This window comes from Acetobacter garciniae, from assembly GCF_017377735.1.
In the GTDB taxonomy this organism is placed as follows: Bacteria; Pseudomonadota; Alphaproteobacteria; order Acetobacterales; family Acetobacteraceae; genus Acetobacter; species Acetobacter garciniae.
Map to the genome: position 1 here is coordinate 89943 of NZ_JAFVMH010000001.1, position 15769 is coordinate 105711.

At 64.7% G+C, this 15769-nt stretch carries 12 protein-coding genes; 3 read left to right on the top strand and 9 right to left on the bottom strand.

Annotated features, from left to right (window positions below; genetic code table 11):
- Positions 1-226: 226 nt before the first annotated feature.
- The 3 genes from J2D77_RS00435 to J2D77_RS00445 all read right to left on the bottom strand — a co-directional run bounded on the left by J2D77_RS00435 (position 227) and on the right by J2D77_RS00445 (position 3883).
- On the bottom strand, positions 227-1597 hold the full coding sequence (locus J2D77_RS00435) for a chloride channel protein (RefSeq protein WP_207844029.1): 1371 nt from the start codon (positions 1595-1597) through the stop codon (positions 227-229).
- A gap of 104 nt (positions 1598-1701) precedes the next feature.
- Positions 1702-2652 carry a cation diffusion facilitator family transporter gene (locus tag J2D77_RS00440; protein ID WP_207844031.1) on the bottom strand — a complete coding sequence of 317 codons (951 nt, stop codon included), beginning with the start codon at positions 2650-2652 and terminating at the stop codon, positions 1702-1704.
- 46 nt (positions 2653-2698) lie between these two features.
- Positions 2699-3883, bottom strand: a complete 1185-nt coding sequence (locus J2D77_RS00445; RefSeq protein ID WP_207844957.1) for a cation diffusion facilitator family transporter — start codon at positions 3881-3883, stop codon at positions 2699-2701.
- A gap of 233 nt (positions 3884-4116) precedes the next feature.
- Between J2D77_RS00445 and J2D77_RS00450 the strand changes: the two genes are divergently transcribed.
- Positions 4117-5769 carry an NAD(P)/FAD-dependent oxidoreductase gene (locus tag J2D77_RS00450; protein WP_207844033.1) on the top strand — a complete coding sequence of 551 codons (1653 nt, stop codon included), beginning with the start codon at positions 4117-4119 and terminating at the stop codon, positions 5767-5769.
- Between the two features lie 106 nt (positions 5770-5875).
- Here J2D77_RS00450 and oxlT read toward each other — a convergent pair whose 3' ends face one another.
- Positions 5876-7084: an oxalate/formate MFS antiporter gene (oxlT, locus tag J2D77_RS00455; protein WP_207844035.1), complete on the bottom strand. Its 1209-nt coding sequence runs from the start codon at positions 7082-7084 to the stop codon at positions 5876-5878.
- A gap of 296 nt (positions 7085-7380) precedes the next feature.
- The gene (locus J2D77_RS00460) at positions 7381-8172 is read right to left on the bottom strand and encodes an alpha/beta fold hydrolase (RefSeq protein ID WP_207844038.1); all 792 of its coding nucleotides are present in this window, start codon (positions 8170-8172) and stop codon (positions 7381-7383) included.
- Positions 8173-8512: 340 nt separating this feature from the next.
- On the opposite strand from J2D77_RS00460, the gene J2D77_RS00465 reads away from it, so the two are divergent.
- Complete coding sequence (locus J2D77_RS00465; RefSeq protein ID WP_207844040.1) at positions 8513-9301, top strand: universal stress protein; 789 nt, start codon at positions 8513-8515, stop codon at positions 9299-9301.
- A gap of 23 nt (positions 9302-9324) precedes the next feature.
- Here the strand turns inward: J2D77_RS00465 and J2D77_RS00470 are convergent, their stop codons facing one another.
- The 3 genes from J2D77_RS00470 to J2D77_RS00480 all read right to left on the bottom strand — a co-directional run bounded on the left by J2D77_RS00470 (position 9325) and on the right by J2D77_RS00480 (position 14061).
- Positions 9325-11289 (bottom strand): OPT family oligopeptide transporter, encoded by a 1965-nt coding sequence (locus tag J2D77_RS00470; RefSeq protein WP_207844042.1) that lies wholly within the window; start codon positions 11287-11289, stop codon positions 9325-9327.
- Positions 11290-11403: 114 nt separating this feature from the next.
- A complete protein-coding gene (locus J2D77_RS00475; RefSeq protein ID WP_207844044.1) occupies positions 11404-13347 on the bottom strand; it encodes an alginate export family protein in 1944 nt (647 codons plus the stop codon).
- Between the two features lie 207 nt (positions 13348-13554).
- Complete coding sequence (locus J2D77_RS00480) at positions 13555-14061, bottom strand: hypothetical protein (RefSeq protein WP_207844046.1); 507 nt, start codon at positions 14059-14061, stop codon at positions 13555-13557.
- A 389-nt stretch (positions 14062-14450) separates the two neighbouring features.
- Here J2D77_RS00480 and J2D77_RS00485 point away from each other — a divergent pair, with 389 nt between their 5' ends.
- Positions 14451-14681, top strand: coding sequence for a DUF3126 family protein (locus J2D77_RS00485; protein ID WP_207844048.1), 231 nt, complete (start codon positions 14451-14453; stop codon positions 14679-14681).
- A gap of 285 nt (positions 14682-14966) precedes the next feature.
- Here the strand turns inward: J2D77_RS00485 and J2D77_RS00490 are convergent, their stop codons facing one another.
- On the bottom strand, positions 14967-15611 hold the full coding sequence (locus J2D77_RS00490; RefSeq protein ID WP_230975377.1) for a DUF2939 domain-containing protein: 645 nt from the start codon (positions 15609-15611) through the stop codon (positions 14967-14969).
- Between the last annotated feature and the right edge of the window lie 158 nt (positions 15612-15769).

Here is a 15769-nt window from a genome sequence, read left to right on the forward strand (position 1 = left end):
CTCCGTTTCACTCCACAATTCTATGTCATATAGGACGGCGGGGCGCGATAAACCAGACACGCCACGCAGCATGGGCGTGCGGGGGCCTGCAGGCGCGCGCAGGCACGGGAGCGGGCGGGCATGCGCACGCTTGCAAGAGAGTGTCGCTGCCACCGGCCCGCTGCCGATCATGGGCAGGGTTTCATGTCCCGCCCCTATGCCCGGTCCTGTTGGGGATACGCCCTGCCTAGCGGGCGGTGTCGGTCGCGGTGGTGATGGTGGTGGATTTCTGGCGCGGTTCGGTCGAGCGCAGGAACCGCACGGCCAGCGCGCCGTACAGGGCGTGGCTGCATAGCGCGCGTGAGACGCCAAAGGCCAGGAAGGCGCTGGCCAGCAAAGCCAGGGTGATCTGCTGGTTGTCGCACATTTCCATGACGATGACGGTCGCTGTCAGCGGGGCCTGCGTCACGGCCGCGAAATAGGCCACCGTTCCCAAAAGCACCACGGCCCCGGGTGTGGTGTGCGGCAGGAACTGCGCGATCCACCCGCCCATGCCCGCACCCACCGAAAGGGATGGCGCGAACAGCCCGCCCGGTATGCCCGAACAATACGATACGAACGTGGCCAGCAGCTTGAGCACGAAATACGACGCCGGATACTGCCCCGATCCCATGATGATATCGCGCGCCTGCGTGTAGCCGGTGCCATAGGTCATCCCGCCCGACAGCAGGCCGATAATGGCCAGGACCAGCCCGCACAACGCCGCGAACAGGATGGGGCGGCGGGTAATGAACGCCCCCAGTGCGCCCGGCACCCCGCGTGACATGCGCACCAGCAGGGATGAGAACATGCCCCCGCTCAGCCCGCCCATGACCCCGCAGACCAGCACCGCCAGCCAGCTCGTTCCCACCGGCACGGCCGAATAGGTATGGCCGAAATAGGTGTAGTTGCCCACCATGGCGATGGCCGTCACACCCGAAATGACAACGCAGGTCAGCATGGTGCCGCTGCTGCGCTGCTCGAACGAATGGGCCAGTTCCTCGATCCCGAACACGATCCCCGCCAGCGGGGTGTTGAACGCGGCGGCCACACCTGCGGCCCCCCCCGCCTTGATCAGCGCGCGCACGCTGGTGGTGTTGGTAATGCCCGCAAAACGGCCGACCGTATGCATGATGGCTGCCCCCACCTGCACGGTAGGACCTTCGCGTCCGATGGAGGCCCCGGCCAGCAGGCCGAAGCAGGTCAGGCAGATCTTGGCCAGCGCTATGCGCACCGACAGCACCCGGTCCACCACCCCCATGTCATGCAGGTGCATGCAGGCAATGGCCTGGGGAATGCCGCTGCCCTGCGTGCCACGGAACCATGTGCGTGTCAGCCAGCTCGACAGCGCCAGGCCGCAGGGGGTGACGACAAGCATCAGCCACGGGCTGACATGCATGATGTGGTTGCGGATATGGGCCGCCGTGTCGGCCATGGAAGCGAAGGTGATCGCAACCAGCCCCACCAGGACCGCACCCGTCCAGTAAATGAACTTGCGGCGCCAGTTCACGGTCCCCATCTTGGCGTGTTCGCGCAGGTGACGCAGGGACTCAGGCGTGGGCAGCACGCTGATGGACATGGGACGTATCCGTATCGGCAACAGAGAAGGATACGATTTATGTTAGCACCATATGGGGCAGATAAAAGGCGCTGTGCCGCCCGCATGATATATTTGCCACAGTTTTACGCCGAATGTTTCGAATTTGCCACGGCAGGTGGGGTCGGGCGGGGCCAGAACACAATGCCCTCATGCTTGGCCAGGTTGTCGGGTTCGACGTGAATATGCACCAGCGTGCTGCCCATATGCGCACGCAGGGCGGCTTCGATCCGGTCGCAGATATCATGGGCCTGGTTCACGCTCATGCTGCCGGGCACGACCAGATGAAAATCCAGAAAGGTCATCGCCCCCACGATCCGGGTGCGGATATCGTGTGCTTCGATGGCACCTTCGCCGTTGGCGGCGATGATATCCTGGATCTGTTCCAGCGTTTCACGCCCGGGGGCCTGGTCCATCAGCCCGGCTATGGACTCGCGCATGACCTCCCAGCCCACGCGCAGCACGTTCACGGCCACAAGCCCGGCCATGACCGAATCCAGCCGCGCCCAGCCGGTTACGGGAATAAGGGCCACACCCGCCACCAGGGCGACACCTGTCCATACATCGGAAAGCACATGCTGCCCGCCCGCGACCAGTGCGGGGGACCGGCGCGCCCGGCCTGCCCGCAGCATGACCATGCCCCAGCCAAGGTTCAGGACGGTGGCCGCGGCATTCAGCGCCAGCCCGCGCCACGGGGGCAGCAGCGGCATGGGGTGCAGCCAGCCTTCCACCGCCTCGCGCCCGATGATGAAGGCGGTCACCACCACCAGCGTGCCCTCTGCCACGGCGGAGAGATATTCCGCCTTGTAATGCCCGTATGTATGGTTGTGATCGGCCGGGCGTTCGGCAATGCTCAGCGCCCACAGCCCGCCTGCGGCCGCCACCACGTTGATGATGGTTTCCACCGCATCGGCATACAGGGCCACGCTGCCGCTTGCCGCATAGGCCGCGTATTTGAGCCCAAGGGCAAGAAAGCTGACAAGCAGGCCAAGAATGGCAATGCCCTTGTTGTTCTTGGGCAGGGGAAGATCGGGCATGGAACAGTCGGAGCTAGGGTGGACACGACCGAAGCTGGCCGCGCGTTCAGACCGTATGCGCGGAAGAGAGATGGCACAAAGGGGCGTAATCCGCGGCTTCGATCTGTACGGTGGGATGCACGATGCCAAAACGCTGACGCAAGGCGGTTACCACGTTTTGTAGCACCACGGTATCACTTTGTGCCCCATCCTGGCTTGCGGCGGTGCTGCGGACCAGATGCACGGTCAGCGCCACCTCCGTCGTGCTGAGCGGCCAGATATGCAGGTCATGAAGATCGCCAATGCCGGGCAGGCTACGCAGATAGGCCTCTACCGCGTCGGCGCTGACCTGGCGGGGCACGGCGTCCAGCGCCATGTCCAGTGAATCGCGCAGCAGCGACCACGTGCCCAGCACTACAAGAACGGCAATGCCCAGGCTTATGGCGGGATCTATCCAGCCCTGTCCTGTCAGCAGTACCAGTGCTCCGGCCACGACAACGGCCAGCGATGTCAGGGCGTCGGCCATCAGGTGCAGGAACGCCCCGCGAATGTTCAGGTCATCCTTGCGCCCGGCGGCGAACAGCAGGGCGGAACAGCCGTTTACCGCAATGCCGATGGCCGAGACGATCATCATCGTCTTTCCCGCCAGGGGCAGGTTCGTGGGGTGGACAAGGCGGCCCAGCGCTTCCCACGCCACACCGCCTGTCACCAGCATCAGCACCAGCGCGTTGGCCAGGGCCACCAGGATGGAAGACCGGCGCAGCCCGTAGGTAAACCGGCCCGAAGGGCTGCGGCGGGAAAGATGATCGGCCAGCCAGGCGGCCGCCAGCGCCATGACATCGGACAGGTTATGCCCGGCATCGGCCAGCAGGGCGAGGGAATGGGAGGTCACGCCCCAGAACGCCTCGGCCGCAAGGTAGAGCGTGTTCACCCCGATGCCGATGGCAAACGCGCTCCCGAAGGATGCGGGAACATGCGCGTGATGGTGCCCGAACCCGTGATGATGATCGCACCCGCCGTGATCGTGCCCATGGTCGTGCCCGTGATCAGGGTCGTGCGCATGATCGTGGAAATCGGGCTTGCCAGCGCCACCCGCGGCATGGCCCATCTGGTCGTGGTCGTGGTCGTGGTCGTGGTCGTGGTCGTGGTCGTGGTCGTGGTCGTGGTCGTGGTCGTGGTCGTGGTCGTGGTCGTGGTCGTGGTCGTGGTCGTGGTCGTGGTCGTGGTCGTGGTCGTGCGCCGCGGGGGGCATGGCGGTGTCGGGTGTCGCGCTGTCTGGCTGGGGCATGGGGGCGGCTGGCCTTGTGCTAAGTCCTGAACGTAATGTATGGCGCGCGCACCGCCCTGAAAAGAAGTACAAACTTCGCGGCACACGCGCTGTCCGGGCCCAGGGGCAGGTCGGGCGTTGCGCGCGGGCGGTTTTCCGGCCTAGGGAGAAACCGGGCTTTTGGGTATCCTTTGTGGAATGGGTGATAAGACCGTCTCATGCTTCGTCTGACCGAACTGCGCCTGCCACTCGATCATGCGCCCCAGGCGCTGGAACAGGCCATTTGCGCGCGCCTGGCCATAAGCCCGGCGGAGCTTGAGCATTTCAGCGTGTTCCGGCGCGGGCATGACGCGCGCCGCCGCAACGCCATCTGCCTGGTCTATGCCGTGGACTGCGCCGTAAAGGACGAAGCCGCCGTGCTGGCGCGCTACAGGGGCGAGCACCCGCGCGACAGCCATGTCCAGCCCACGCCCGACATGCGCTGGACACCGCCCGTAACCAATGGCGCGGCTTTGGCCGCACGGCCGGGTTACAGGCGGCCCGTGGTGGTGGGGGCGGGGCCGTGCGGGTTCATGGCAGCCCTTATCCTGGCCCGCATGGGGTTGCGGCCCATCCTGCTCGAACGCGGCAAGATCGTGCGCGAACGCACGGTGGATACCTTCGCCCTGTGGCGTCGTTCGGTGCTGAGCCCGGAAAGCAACGTGCAGTTCGGTGAAGGGGGTGCGGGCACGTTTTCTGACGGCAAGCTCTACAGCCAGGTGCGCGACCCCCGTTTTCTGGGTCGCAAGGTGCTGGAGGAATTCGTAAAGGCCGGAGCCCCCGAGGATATTCTCTATCTCGCCCACCCGCATATCGGCACGTTCCGCCTTGTCTCCATGGTCGAGCATATCCGCCACGAGATCGAACAGGCGGGCGGGGAATACCGTTTCGGCGCCCGGGTGGACGACTTGGTGCTGGACCCCGTCACCCGCCGCATGCAGGGCGTGCGGCTGGCCGGCGGTGATGTGGTGGAAGCCGATCACGTCATTCTGGCGGTAGGCCACAGCGCGCGCGATACGTTTGCCATGCTCCACGCCCAGGGGGTGGAAATGCAGGCCAAGCCGTTCTCCATGGGCGTGCGGATCGAACACCCGCAATCGGTGATCGATCTCGCGCAATTTGGCGCATGTGCGGGCAACAGCCTGCTGGGGGCTGCCGAATACCGGCTGGTCCATCATGCGGCCAATGGCCGGGGGGTGTATTCCTTCTGCATGTGCCCCGGCGGCACCGTGGTGGCCGCAACGTCGGAAGAAGGGCGCGTGGTCACCAATGGGATGAGCCAGTATTCCCGCGCCGAACGCAACGCCAATTCGGGCATTGTCGTGGAACTGCGCCCGGGCGAGGATTATCCGGCCGACCCGTTGGCCGGGATCGCCTTCCAGCGGCACTGGGAACGCCAGGCCTTTGTCGCCGGTGGGGGGGATTACCGCGCCCCCGCCCAGCGCGTGGGGGATTTCCTGGCCGGGCGGGCCTCTGTCAGCCTTGGGGCGGTGGTGCCGTCCTACAAGCCGGGTGTGACGCCCACCGATCTGGCCACCTGCCTGCCCGATTTCGTGGTGGAGGCCCTGCGTGAGGCCCTGCCGCGTTTTGACCGCAAGCTCAAGGGCTACGCCATGGAAGACGCGGTCATGACCGGGGTTGAAACCCGCACGTCATCGCCGCTGCGTATTCCGCGCGGGGCGGATGGGCAGTCCCTGAACACGCCGGGGCTATACCCGGCGGGCGAAGGGGCGGGTTATGCGGGGGGGATTCTCTCCGCCGGGATGGACGGGATCCGCATGGCCGAGGCCGTGGCCTGCGATATGGCCGGGCTGCCCCAACTGCCCGGCTAGGTTGCCGCGTTCGGCTGCGGGGCGGCGTTTTCGTGCGGGCCAGATGGGCGACCGGAAGGCTGGCTGGAAGATCGGCACGCGGCCCGTGCCATGGGGCGTGGTGTTTTCAGCCGCGTTGCTGAATAAAGCGTGCACGCATCGGGCGCAGCACCGCAAATGCCAGTATGGCGGTCAGCAGGTCCCCTGCAATGGCGCAGGCAAAGACCGGATACCACCCGCCGCTGGCCTGGTGCATCCATGCGGCAAGGGGCCCGCCGAAAACTGCCCCCACACCCTGGGCAATATACAGCAGGCCATAATTGCGCGACGCATCGCGCGTGCCGAACGTATCTGTCAGCGTGGCGGGAAAGAGAGAGAAAATTTCCCCCCATCCCAGAAAGATCACGCCTGACAGCAGCACGAACGCCACCGGATAATGCACCAGCGAGAGCCAGCATCCCAGAGCGATGGCTTCAAGCGTGAAGGCAAAGGCCATGGTGGTCTCGCGCCCGATCCGGTCTGAAATCCAGCCAAAGAGCGGGCGTGTCAGGCCGTTTGCAATCCGGTCCAGGGTCATGGCCAGGGGCAGGGCGGCCATACCGGCCACGGTCAGTTGCGCCACCCCGAAATCGGCCGCGATCTGGGCCAGTTGCGAGGTGACCATCAGGCCCGAGGTCGCCATTGTCGCCATCATGAAAAACATCAGCCAGAACAGGGGGGTTCTGACAACCTGCGATGTCGGCAGGCCGGTCTGCGCCGTATCGCCATGAACGGTGGCGGTGGGCAGCTTCAACTGGCTGGCCGCCAGCATGCCGACCGCCGCCATGGCAAGGCCGAACACCTCAAGCGTGTGCCGCCAGTCCGACGCCGCCAGAAGATGGGCGATGGGGAATGTGGTCAGCATCGCCCCCATGCCGTATCCCGCAGCCCCCGCACCGGCCGCCATGCCCCGGTTTTCGGGGAACCACTGCATCAGCAACACCACCACGCCAACATAGACGATGCCCGTGCCGATCCCCCCCAGCCCGCCATAGGTCAGGTACAGCATGGCAAGGCTGTGGACCTGGGCGGAAAGCACCCAGCTCAGCCCCGTCACCATTACCCCGGCCATGATCAGCAGGCGCGGGTGGACATACCGCGCGATCCAGCCCTGGATAGGCGAAAACAGCGTTTGCAGCACGATAAGGATTGAAAACGTGACCTGCAGCGCGGGGGCCGTGGTTCCAAAATCATGCCGGAGGGCAGGGGTGAAAAGCGTCCACACATATTGGGGTGAGGAAATGGAGGCCATACAGATCAGCCCCGCGGCCATCTGTCGCCATCTGGTGTTCGACATGTCCTGTCCTCCGGTCACGAAAAAGGCGATTGCCGCCCTGCCTCATTACGCATGCGGTACAAGGTGGGCAAGCGGCAAGCCGGGCTGAACTTCTGTTTGTCGTTCAGTCCGACAAACCTGCCGGCAGCGCAAGGGGCGGCACTGGCCCGACAGGGGAAATGGGGTGGCACGCCGCATCACGGGGCAAAATACGCGCGATCGGGCAGGGCCGCTGAAGCCGGGGCCGCCAGCGGGCGCGTCGAAAAGCACACAAGTTCCCGCCGGGGCAGCAGCGTGCCGGTTCCGGGGTGTTCCGTTCAGTTGGCCTGCGGCGTTGTGTCCAGGAAGTTTTCCACCAGTTCGGAAAAACGCTGCGGCGCGTCCACATGCACCCAGTGGCCTGCCCCGGCTATGGTTTCCAGCGTGTGGTTGGGGAACAGGCGGTGCATGGCCGCATAATTGTCGGGCTGGATGTAGCGCGATTTTTCGCCGCGTATGAACAGGGTGGGCCCGGTGTAGCAGGCCCCTTCGGGCAGGTCGGGCCAGCCCATGGCATTGGACAGGCCGGCCTCGATCTCGTGCATGCCAACGGCCCAGCCCGGGTTGTCGCCCAGGCGCATGTTCTGCACCATCAACTGGCGCACGGCTTCATCGGCAATCAGCGGGGCCAGCAGGTGGTTGGCCCCCCGCACGTCGAGATGAGGGGGGAATGCCAGGTCCGCCAGCCCGGGCGGCAGGCCCAGTTGCGAAAAGCCGCCCTGCCCGGGGGCGATATCGGCCACCACCAGGGCGCGCACGGTGTCGGGCTGTGTCAGCGCCAGCATCATCGCGGTCTTGCCGCCCATGGAGTGGCCCAGAATAACGGCGGGCACGGCGTGTTCGTGGCGCATGGTTTCCAGCACGTCGCCCGCCATGGCGGGGTAGGTCAGCGGGCCGTGCGGGCTTGCGCCATGGTTGCGCAGGTCCATGGCCAGGGTGCGCCGGGTGGTGGCCAGACGGCGCTGCACAAATCCCAGATTGCGCGCCCGTCCCAAAAGCCCGTGCAACAGCACGACGGGCGGCGTGTTGGGGGGTGTTTGCGGGCCTCGTTCAATCACGTTGAGCAGCACGTCCTATGGCCTTTCGAGCATGAATGGCGGCATCCCGGTCGGGCCGGGGCCTGTCAGGCAGGCCCTCCAGGGTGCGTGGTTCCTGCACACGGGCCTGTGTGGGCGTTTGTGCCCTGCCTGACGCCCGAAGGCGAGGGGGTGGCACAGCGTTTTTCATCACCTTCCGGAGAGAGGGGGCGGCCGCACCCGCCGTTGCTCGCGCCCTGGGGCGGTTCTTCCCGCCTTGCGGTGGCAGCCATGCAGCACGGTGCCGGGTGCCGTGGGGCGGGGCTCTGGAACTCGGGCGGGATCCTGGCGTAGTGTTGGGGCTGCGCTCTATCAGGGAAAAGGCGGAAAAGCCATGCAGCGGTGTCTTGTCATACTCGGCCAGGTCGAACAGGCCCACGGACTTCTGGACATGGCGGCCCAGGTCATGGCCCGTGTGGGGGGCACGCGCATGGACGTGCTGGCCGCGCGCGAACCCGCAGGGGGCCAGCCCGACCAGGCCCCGCATGAGGACCAGCGCCAATGGGCCGACAACCTGCACGCGGTGTTCCGCCAATGGAAAGAGCGGGCCTACGGGGCGGGCACATGGCGGCCCGACCAGGTCGAGGTCAACTGGCTGGACCCCGAAATTACCGTGGACCGTATCATAGGCGGCTACGGCAAGGATGCGGACCTGCTGATCCTGGGCTTTCCCGACCCGCGCGATTCCGGGCAGAAACGGGCCGCCACCCGTGCAGCCATTTTCGAGACCGGCCGCCCCGTCCTGTTCGTGCCACCTTTCTGGGAACGCCCGAGCGGGGACCGTATCTTCCTGGCCTGGAAAGACACGCCCGGCTGCCGCCTTGCCTTTACCGCCGCGCGATCCTTCCTGCGCTTTGCCAAGAGCGTGACCGTTCTCGTGCCCGTGGGGGGCACGCTACCGCTCGACGTCCTGCCCGGGGTGAGCCCTGTCATTCGCGAACTGCCCCCCACGGACAGCGCCACCCAGGCAGGGCGGACCATTCTGGACATGGCCCATGCCGACCAGGCGGATATGCTGGTCATGGGCGGGTATGAACATGGCGCGCTCTATAACCGGCTGATGGGCAGTGTTACGGACGAAATCCTCTCCCAACCCGATCTGCCGGTGCTGCTCCAGCACTGAAAGCCGCCCTTCGCAGGCAGGCCCTAGGCGCCATCCGTGGCGGAGCGGATGGTCTGGCGGGCGAACCACCAGCAGATGGCGCAGAACGCCCCCGCCGCCAGAAGGGTCGGCAGGCCCGATGGCAGCCAGCCCGCGATGGACAGGGCGTTGTCGCGCCCCAATGCGCCGGACAGCACGGCCAGGGCAACCCCGGTCAGGCTTTCGCCCACGATAAAGCCCGAGGCCAGCATGGTGCCCAGCGTGTCGGCATGGCTCGGCGGTGGCGCGTCCTTGGGCCTGCGGTGCTTTATGGCGCGGTGGATCCCCCAGCCCAGAACGGCCCCCACCGCCAGCGTCATGCTGACGGAGGCCGGCAGGTAAAGCCCAACGGCCACTCCCAATGGCGGAAGCGACAGGCCACGGCGGCGCAGCACGATATCCAGCCCGATCAGCCCGCAGCCCAGGGCAAGGCCCATGCACAGCATGCTCGAATCCAGCGTATGGGTGAAAATGCCCTGCGTAATCATGGCAATCAGCGCGGGCTGGGGGGCGGCCAGCGCGTGGGTGGGGTCCATGCCGGGGCGCGGCATGGCGCCGACAAAGCCGTAGGCCTGGTAAAGCAGGTTCAGCACGGGCGGAATAATGGCCGCCCCCGCGACGCAGCCGACAATCAGCACGGCTTCCTGCTTCCAGGGAGAGGCACCGACCAGTTGCCCGGTCTTGAGGTCCTGAAGATTGTCGTTGGAAATGGCCACTGTCGCCGTCATGGCGGACAGGACCAGAATGGTGAAGGCGGTGGCCAGTTTCTGCCCGTCCATCAGCAGGGCGGGCGGGGTCAGGCCCAGCACTTCCATGGCCAGGATCATCAGCGTGCAGATGACCGCCCCCACAATGACAATGCCCGAAATGGGGGAGGAGGAAGACCCCACAATGCCCGCCATATAGCCGCAGGCCGCCGCCATCATGAAGCCGAACACCACGCAGAACAGCACGGCCGCCCCCACCAGCGGCCAGAACCCTTGGGTCAGCGGCGCCAGGAAGGCCGCGAACAGCCCCGCCAGCAGCACCACGCATAACAGCAGCAGCACGCCCATGCTGCGCGGCGAAAGGTCTTTTTGCGCGTCATCCACATGGCCCGCATGGCTCAGCACCATGGAGCGCAGGCCACGCAGCACGGGGGGCAGAAGCTCCACCAGCGTCCAGAGTGCGGCAATGGCAATGGCCCCCGCCCCGATGAAGCGGACCTTGTGCAGCCAGATATCATGCGCGAAGGCGGCGGCGGGCAGGTGCTCGGGGTTGGGCAGGTGCGCACTCAGCCACGGTACCGCAATCCCCCAGGCCAGTATGCCGCCAAGCAGCATGGCCAGCCCGCCCGCCAGCCCCACAAGGTAGCCAGCCCCGATCAGGGCAAGAGAAAAACCGGCCGAAAGCTGAAAAACCGTCGCTCCCGCCGTGGCCGTCAGGGAAAGCGTATCCGAAAACAGGCGCAGCGCCCCGCTACAGAACGAAAATGCGGCCGAAACCACGCCCCCGCCTATCAGGGCCCGCAGGCCCTTGCTGTGCCCCGCCCTGGCCCCCACGCGCAGGATTTCGGCGGCGGCAACGCCTTCGGGGTAGGGCAGGGGGCTGTGCGTGACCAGCGCATGGCGCAGCGGAATGGTGAACACAACGCCCAGAACGCCCCCCGCAAGCGAAATGCCCGCCGTCTGCCAGTAGGGAAAATCCTGCCACAGCCCGGTCATGATCAGGCCGGGAAATGTCGCGAACACGCAAGAGAGCGTGCCCGCCGCCGAAGCCTGGCTCTGCACCATGTTGTTTTCGAGAATGGTGCCCCCGCCCAGCATGCGCAGCACCGCCATGGAAATGACCGCAGCAGGAATGGAAGAAGCAAAGGTCAGCCCGATCCGCAGCCCCAGATACACGTTGGAGGCGGTGAAGATGACGGTGATGATCGCACCCAGGACAAGGCCGCGCAGGGTAATTTCCCGTCGGGGTGTCGATACGCTCATGCCTATGGCCCCTGTCGCTCAAAACAATCGGGGAGCGCGCAGGTGGCTCCCGTTCCATCTCATGTCGTCTTCCGCATTAGGATGGAACGGGGGTTTTGTCTGTACTGCAAAGGGTCAGAATGTCAGTTCCAGGTTGCTCTGCACGAACGCGCCGGAGGAACCGCCATCGCGGATCAGGGTTTTCGAGGCGAAAATATACTCTCCATCGATACTGAGCGTGATGTGGCGGGTGGCGCGCCAGGTAAAGCTGGCCTGGGGCATGGTGGCGACATAAGCCCCGTGCGGGCGGTATTTGTAGAAGGCCGTGCCCGACGCATAGATCGCGTCATCCACGCTGTTACGCCAGATGGCGGGCACTTTCATGAGCAGGGTCGTATTGGTCGTGGGGGATACGGTCGCGATCGGCCCGGCGGTGATGATGTTGGACTGGCCGATATAGGTGCTGATATCCAGATAGTAGGCGCTGGGCACGAAGGGCGACATGAAGTTGCCCCATGAACTGGTCTGGCTCTTGTTCATGTTCCCGCCCGACACGTCGTCCACCTGCACGCCCACGACGGGGTTGCCCGGCCAGTGCGAAAACCGCCACGACAGCGTGGCGTCGATCGCGTAGGCCGAAACGGAGCGGTTCAGGCCGGTTGTGGTGGCCTGGAAACCACCGCCCTGCCACATGCCACCCACCGAGAATTCGATCGGCCCGGCATTCCCCCAGATGCGCGAACCCGGCGTGTAGCGATGCGTCGCCCCGGCAATGGAACTGGTTGCGGTCGGTATGGACACATTGGCGATGTCGAAGCCCAGGAAGAACGTATCGACAAAAATCTGGCTGTTGCGGCTCATGAACCGGAACTTGGGCAGCGCATAGGATGTGTACGCACCGTAAAGCCGGGTCTTCCAGTTCACCTGGTCGTGGAAAATGCCGGGTGGCGCGTTGTTGGTCATCAGCAGGTCAAAGACGTCGAGACGAAAATTCTTCCAGAAGGCATAGCCGCGCAGGCCGTTCCACGAATAGGGAATGGAAGGGTACACGCTGCCTGCCGTAAAATAGGGTGGCGCGTCCAGGAAGGTCATGCGTCCGGCCATGCCGCCCACCGTCGCCCCCAGGATATTGCCGCGCACTTCGATAAAGGCCTGCTGAGCATCGAGATTGCTGCGCCACCGGCCCCCGGCATAGCCGTAGTAATTGATACCGGCTGCCTGCCCGCTCATCAGCTCGCCATACAGCCGTACATGTTCGCCCAGATGCAGGTCGGCCCCCAGGTTGGAGCGGTAGTTGTTACGATAGGCCGGGGTGGTTTTCGTCGCCCCGAAACCCGCGCGCTGGTCGTAGAAATTATGCTGGCGGAAGTTGCCGCTGAAGGTGAGGTAAATATCCCCCTCGTCATTCAGGGCGATGTATTTGAGCGGGTCCATGAAATCGATGCGGTTGCGCTTGTCGCGCAGGTTCGACCAGTCCTCCGCCCAGCGGGAGACGGCGTAATACCCCACCGTGCCGAACCCGGCCGCAGCCCCCGTATTGGCGTTGAACACCCCCCAGGGCCCCTGGTGCAGCAGGGATGAAGGCAGGGGGCGCAGTTCCAGCGCCTGGGGCTGGCCATAGGCTTCGGGGCGGCTGGTCAGGGGCGGCAGCAGGCTGGGGTTGTTCCACGACCCGCGCGGGGGCGTGGTCCCGTTCGTGCCCTGTGCCGGTGCGGTGCCATTGGGCGTGGCGGTGCCATTCGCGCCAGGGGTCTGCGGTGTGGTCTGCGTCGTGGTCGAGGTGGTGACCGTGGCCTGCGCGGGCTGGGACTTTGGCGCGGGCGTGGTGTGGGAATATTGCAGATGGCCCGCCTGGGGCGCCGTTTCCGCCCAGGCTGGCATGGCGTTCAGGCACAAAAGGGCCGAGCTGCCCGCCAGCAGGGCAACCAGGCTGCGCCGGTAAGGAGCCACCCCGTGGCGCGAAATCCCGCAGGGGCGGAATGTCCATGAAAAGGGGGCGACAGGACTGGACCGGACAGGGGGGCTGGGGGTGGTGGATGAATTCCCGTCAGGAGAGGAAAAGCCGCAATTTGTAGACATGGGCCTGAGTCTCTTCTTGTTATTTTTTTTGGTTTATATGCCATTCAAAATATGAATGACTTATATCCGTATAATGGTGTAAAATGGTCAAATGTCATATCGCATTTGCGTGTAGGACATCACTAAGTGTTTACACAAACGTGTATTGATTTTCAATAATTACAAAAAGATGAACGGGATCGGAGAAATATTGCGCTTAGCCGCGCATTAACTTTCTGCCAGGCTGTTCAGGCACGTTTTTACCCGCATGCGCAGCCCCCAGTCATGGACAGACGCCACGGCCTTGCGGGCGCTGATCCGCCATGCGGTATCCATGCCCCGGGTCGAACAGATGGCGCGCGTATCGCCGAGGGACGAAGCCGAATCGCGCAAGGTGCTCAGCACCGTCTGCGCCTGATAGGGCAGGGCCGCCTTCATGCTCAGGCGCAGCAGGGCTGCCGTTGGCGCGTCGGCCTTGGGCAGCAGGAGGGAGAGGGCCCGTTCCGCATCGCGCTGGCCGGTGGAAAGCCCCAGCACGATCTCCTTCCACTGGCGGCGGCGTGACAGGGTTTGCGCGGTCCGCGTCGCACCGTCATGGGCGATCATGCCCAGCACCTGCGTTGTGCCGGTCTTGTGGGGCGGCGCTACAGGATGGGGGCCCTGTGTCGCCAGCAGGCATGACCCGCCCGCCACGCTGAACAATCCGGCAATTAAAAAAATACGCGCGCTTGGCAAGGCCGGTCTCTCTTCCAATGTATGGGAGCACGCGAAACGTCGGACGCAGGGGGCAGGACGGATTTTCATCCAGGGCTTGCGGCGTGGGCGTTGCTCCAATGCCCAGACCCGGAAGGCCTTCAATCCGCCTGTTCGGTCCCTGCAATCCTTCCCGGCCCTCCAGCGTTGATTTCCAATGCACCCTCCAGGCCACTGGACAGGGGGAAAGTGGCGGCGAAAGGGCGGCGCTGCGGAAAGGTTGCGGCAGTTGCGGGAGTTGGCCTATAGCGTGCGGGACAGATTGGAAAATGGCCGACACACCCTGACTTGCCCGGCCCCTGCACGCGGGGGCCTGCCTGTGCGCAGGCCTGTGTCGGACACCGTTTTTGGCTCCGTAAGGAATGGATTTTATGAGCGCTACTCTTTCGACCTCGGAAATTGCCCGCCTGCAGACCGCATTGCGCCGCCTGCTGGGTGCCAAGGACCTGACCGTCAACCCCGCGCCGCGTTCGGGCATGTCGGTCGAACTGGCAGTCAATGGCGAGGTCATCGGCACGATCCACCGTGACGATGAGGACGGTGATGTTTCCTACGCCGTCAACATGGTCGTTCTGGAAGAAGATCTCCCCCCCGCCAAATAAGCGCTACGGCGTGCGGGGCTGCTGCCCTTGCCGCAGGCATGGGCACGCCTGCCACCCAAAGGGGCGTGGCCGCAATGACCTGCCGTGCAAAATGGGGAATGCACCAAAAGCCAGGTGCGCGACCCCTGCGCCTTATGCCCTTGAGCGTGGCCGCAATCGGCCTGTTTGATATGTGAAAATATTCAGCGCTCGCCTGATCTGGCCTGCCGTCCTGCAGGCACCCTGCGCCAGAATGCCGCACGCCGTGCAATGGGGCGTGGGCTCGGGCGGCAAGGTTATCGCTTTTCAGGCATTATGTGGCGCGGTTGCGGCCTGCACCACTGTCCCGCGTGAGACGGGGAATTCCACCGCGGTTATTTTCCAGTGCCATCCTTCGATCCGCATCTGGATGCGCAGCGGCGTGTCATGTTCATGGCCGGGCAAAGGAACTGCGGCCACGAATTCGTCCGGCCGGGTGAAACGCACGGTCGTGCGCGACGCCACGGCCGCGACCGACAGGAGCGAAGGGCGGGTGGGCCCGGCGGTTTCAAGCAGCGCCTGATCCACCAGCGTGCCAAGGTTGGCCTGGTTGACAGACGTATCCACCGCGTTGGAGACAGCCGCCCCCGCGAAGGAAGACCCGAATTCCGGCAGTTCGTCCGCTGGCGGTTCGGAGAGCATATGCAGCCCGTTCAACGCCTGTTTCTTGATCGAGGCGTCCAGGCTCCCCCAGTTGATGACATGGCCCAGGGAGACCATGTCATGGCTGCGCAGATCGGATGCGACCGAAAGCAGTGTCATGAAAGGGGATGCCAGATAAAGCCCGCACGCCAGGGTTGCTGAAAGAATGCACAGGCGGCGCGCGGTCTGGCCAGCCGTGGCCTGGCTGGTCCGGCGTGGTGTCAGATCGGCGGGGCTGTTCATGGCCCCGGATTCGGCAATGCTTGCCATGAGAGCATTCCTCCTATGCGAAGAGAGCGATACTTCCTATAGCAAACGCAGATGAGCTATGCATAGTAACATCCGATCTCGATTGTGTTATTACAAAATTATGACGTCGAGAGAGCCTGCCGGTTTCCTGCCAGGGGCGGGGCGCGTGGAATTTTATC

Bases quoted from the DNA above. Each gene is read 5' to 3' on its own strand.
- J2D77_RS00450 (WP_207844033.1), top strand. From the start codon at position 4,117: ATGCTTCGTCTGACCGAACTGCGCCTGCCACTCGATCATGCGCCCCAG.
- J2D77_RS00485 (WP_207844048.1), top strand. From the start codon at position 14,451: ATGAGCGCTACTCTTTCGACCTCGGAAATTGCCCGCCTGCAGACCGCA.
- J2D77_RS00440 (WP_207844031.1), bottom strand. From the start codon at position 2,652: ATGCCCGATCTTCCCCTGCCCAAGAACAACAAGGGCATTGCCATTCTT.
- J2D77_RS00490 (WP_230975377.1), bottom strand. From the start codon at position 15,611: ATGGCAAGCATTGCCGAATCCGGGGCCATGAACAGCCCCGCCGATCTG.
- J2D77_RS00465 (WP_207844040.1), top strand. From the start codon at position 8,513: ATGCAGCGGTGTCTTGTCATACTCGGCCAGGTCGAACAGGCCCACGGA.
- J2D77_RS00475 (WP_207844044.1), bottom strand. From the start codon at position 13,347: ATGTCTACAAATTGCGGCTTTTCCTCTCCTGACGGGAATTCATCCACC.
- J2D77_RS00470 (WP_207844042.1), bottom strand. From the start codon at position 11,289: ATGAGCGTATCGACACCCCGACGGGAAATTACCCTGCGCGGCCTTGTC.
- J2D77_RS00435 (WP_207844029.1), bottom strand. From the start codon at position 1,597: ATGTCCATCAGCGTGCTGCCCACGCCTGAGTCCCTGCGTCACCTGCGC.
- oxlT (WP_207844035.1), bottom strand. From the start codon at position 7,084: ATGTCGAACACCAGATGGCGACAGATGGCCGCGGGGCTGATCTGTATG.
- J2D77_RS00445 (WP_207844957.1), bottom strand. From the start codon at position 3,883: ATGCCCCCCGCGGCGCACGACCACGACCACGACCACGACCACGACCAC.